Source organism: Winogradskyella sp. (assembly GCF_965656915.1).
Classification (GTDB): Bacteria; Bacteroidota; Bacteroidia; order Flavobacteriales; family Flavobacteriaceae; genus Winogradskyella.
In genome coordinates, this window is sequence record NZ_CBFHMI010000013.1 from 314 (window position 1) to 3,358 (window position 3,045).

Here is a 3,045-nt window from a genome sequence, read left to right on the forward strand (position 1 = left end):
TATCAAAAATGTTACGATGACGCTTTAAATAGAACTTCAAAAGAGCATGCTCCATGGTTCAATATACCTGCAGATGATAAACCCACAGCAAGATATTTAGTAGCACGTGTTTTATATGACACCTTAAAAGAATACACAGATATTAAAGAACCAGAATTACCTGCTAAGGAAAAAGCAAACATTAATATGTATAAACAACAATTAGAAAATGAATAAATATTTCACTTCGATTTTAAGAATTTGTCTTATTGGTATCTTAGCCTTGTCTTGGAATGTTAATGCGCAATCAGACGAAGATGTACTCAGTACTATTTATAAAACGTCATTAACAAATGGTCAGAGTTATGCTTGGTTAGACTATTTGTCTAATACCATTGGTGGACGTTTATCTGGTTCAACCGACGCAGAATTAGCAGTAAACTATACTAAGGCAGAATTAGAAAAACTAGGATTAGATAAAGTTTGGCTACAACCTGTAATGGTACCTAAATGGGTGAGAGGTCAAAAAGAAAAAGCCTATTTTAAATCTTTAGGGACTCATAATAATGTTAATATTTGCGCTTTAGGTGGTTCGGTAGCCACACCGAATGATGGGGTAAAAGCTAAAGTTGTTGAAGTAGCTACTTATAAGGATTTAGAAAAACTAGGCGAAAAGAATATAAAAGGAAAAATAGTATTTATAAACAGATCTTGGAAACAGGAATTGGTGAATACCTTTCAAGCCTATGGTGGTTGCTCTGTAGAGCGTTATCGTGGTGCTGCAGAAGCTGCTAAATATGGTGCTGTTGGTACTATTGTACGGTCGTTAAGTTCTCGATTAGATGATTATCCGCATACAGGAAGTATGGGTTACGGAGATTTACCCGTAGACCAACGTATTCCATCTGCTGCGATAAGCACTAATGATGCAGAAAAACTCAGCAAAGCTTTAAAGAAAGATAATAATCTTGAGTTCTACCTTGAAATGAGTTGTCAGCAATTCGATGATGTACAGTCGTTTAATGTTATAGGAGAAATTACAGGTAGCAAGTTTCCTAATGAATATATTGTTGTTGGTGGTCATTTAGATTCATGGGATTTAGGAGATGGTGCTCATGATGATGGAGCAGGTGTAGTACAGTCTATGGATGTTTTACGACTTTTAGTAGAAAGTGGTATTAAGCCTAAAAGAAGCATTAGAGTTGTATTGTTTATGAATGAAGAAAATGGCTTACGCGGTGGTAGAAAATATGCAGAAGTGGCAAAGCAAAAAAATGAAAAACACATCTTCGCTTTAGAAAGTGATGCTGGTGGATTTACGCCAAGAGGATTTAGTTTTGATTGTAGTGACTTAATGTTCTCTAAAATTGATGCATGGAGACCTCTATTTAAACCCTATTTAATTCATTATTTTGAAAAAGGAGGCAGTGGCGCAGATATAGGTCCTTTAAAAAATGATGATATAGTCTTAGCAGGACTCAGACCAGATTCTCAACGCTATTTTGACCATCATCATGCAGCAAATGATACTTTCGAGCATGTCAATAAACGTGAGCTCGAATTGGGAGCAGCAACAATGACAGCACTAGTGTTTTTAATAGATAAATATGGCACAGAAACGATAAGCAACGAGACTGAAATTAAGGATTAATGCTATGAAAATATATTGCTTTTACATCGGAATAGTCTTTGTGTTTTTATTCTCTTGTCAAGAGAAAAAAGACATCACCTTAGAAGAGGTGCTTACTAAATATTCAGAAAAAGTAGAATCAATTGATAAACTGTCATACAACATAAGACGTGTTGATACATTCTCTCAAGGTGGTGCTGTATGGGATAATAAAGGTTTTGCACACTTAGAAAAGCGAACTGAAGATACCATTTTTGGTTTTTCCTTTTATGGCAAGCGAGATGATGTCCCGGTAATAAGTATTTATGATCAGGGAAAAACATTTACGCTAGACCAGAAAGAGATGATGTACGAGTTGGGTAAAGGTGGCTTTTATTATATGGGAAGTCCTGGTGGTCAAATGGTAGCGACTTCATTTTTTGGTTTGGATGATGAGTACCAGTCACGTGAATTAGTAAAATCTGATGAAAATTATACCATAAAGTATACATTTCCTGATGATACCACATACTTAGTGACTAACCGCATAAAAATGGTAGAGTTAAATGCCGATTTTATTCCTGTGAAAATAAAAAGTTCATCCTTAGTGCAAGGAGAGAAATCGACAACAGACTTAATATTTTCTGATATTAAAATAAATGAAAATACAAGTAGCTCATTAGAAAATTATAAAGATAAAATCAAAGAGTATACCTTATTAATGCCAGAAGAAGATGTTCCTTCAATTGTATTAGGAAAGAAATTGCCAATCACAAATTTAACAGAGTTAAGAACAGGTAAAAAGGTATCAATAGATAATTCTAAAATTGTGTTATTAGATTTCTGGGAAACTTGGTGTGGTTGGTGTATAAAGGCGTTTCCAGATGTCGAAGAATTAAAGAAGACCTATTCTGAAGACTTAGTTGTGTATGGTATATCTACTGAAGATAAAGATAAAGCAATCGAGTTATTAGATAAAAAGAAAGTGACATTTAGTAATTATTTTGAAGATGCATCTATACACGACACGTTTGAAGTGAATTCATTTCCAAAGTACTATTTAGTAGATAAAAATGGCGTAATTGTTAAAGAATATTTTGGCTTCAGTGATAATATAGAAAGGGATATACAGGTATTAATCAATTAAAATTTATTTTTTAATTTTTCTAACTGTAAATCTTTTTTCTTTTTTATAGCGAGTAATTGTTCATTAAAGTAAACACCATCATAGTGCATATCAGCTAGTGTTCTGTAAGACATATAGTTTTTCTTTTTCATTTTAATCCTTTATTTTAAAATAGTGAAAAGTAAGCGTAACTTGAGTTAAAGAAAATATAATTTATGAAAAGATTTAGTTTAATAATCGCATTGATTACCCTCAGTTTTAGTTCAGCTCAAGAAAATATTGAACTTCCTTACTATGAAATCCCTGGGTATCCTGAAGAGTTTACAGCCGG

3 protein-coding genes and 1 pseudogene are annotated in these 3,045 nt (G+C 33.3%); 3 read left to right on the forward strand and 1 reads right to left on the reverse strand.

Features of this window, described 5'->3' with window-relative positions; genetic code table 11:
* The 3 genes and pseudogenes from ACTG3Y_RS05590 to ACTG3Y_RS05600 all read left to right on the forward strand — a co-directional run.
* A pseudogene (locus ACTG3Y_RS05590) lies at positions 1-216 on the forward strand (polyphosphate kinase 2 family protein); the annotation flags it as partial.
* Positions 209-1,630, forward strand: a complete 1,422-nt coding sequence (locus ACTG3Y_RS05595) for a M20/M25/M40 family metallo-hydrolase (RefSeq protein ID WP_439151937.1) — start codon at positions 209-211, stop codon at positions 1,628-1,630. The pseudogene ACTG3Y_RS05590 and the gene ACTG3Y_RS05595, both read left to right, overlap by 8 nt.
* Positions 1,631-1,634: 4 nt before the next feature.
* A complete protein-coding gene (locus tag ACTG3Y_RS05600) occupies positions 1,635-2,735 on the forward strand; it encodes a TlpA family protein disulfide reductase (RefSeq protein WP_439151938.1) in 1,101 nt (366 codons plus the stop codon).
* Here the strand turns inward: ACTG3Y_RS05600 and ACTG3Y_RS05605 are convergent.
* On the reverse strand, positions 2,732-2,866 hold the full coding sequence (locus ACTG3Y_RS05605; protein ID WP_439151939.1) for a hypothetical protein: 135 nt from the start codon (positions 2,864-2,866) through the stop codon (positions 2,732-2,734). The genes ACTG3Y_RS05600 and ACTG3Y_RS05605 overlap by 4 nt on opposite strands.
* Positions 2,867-3,045: the final 179 nt, after the last annotated feature.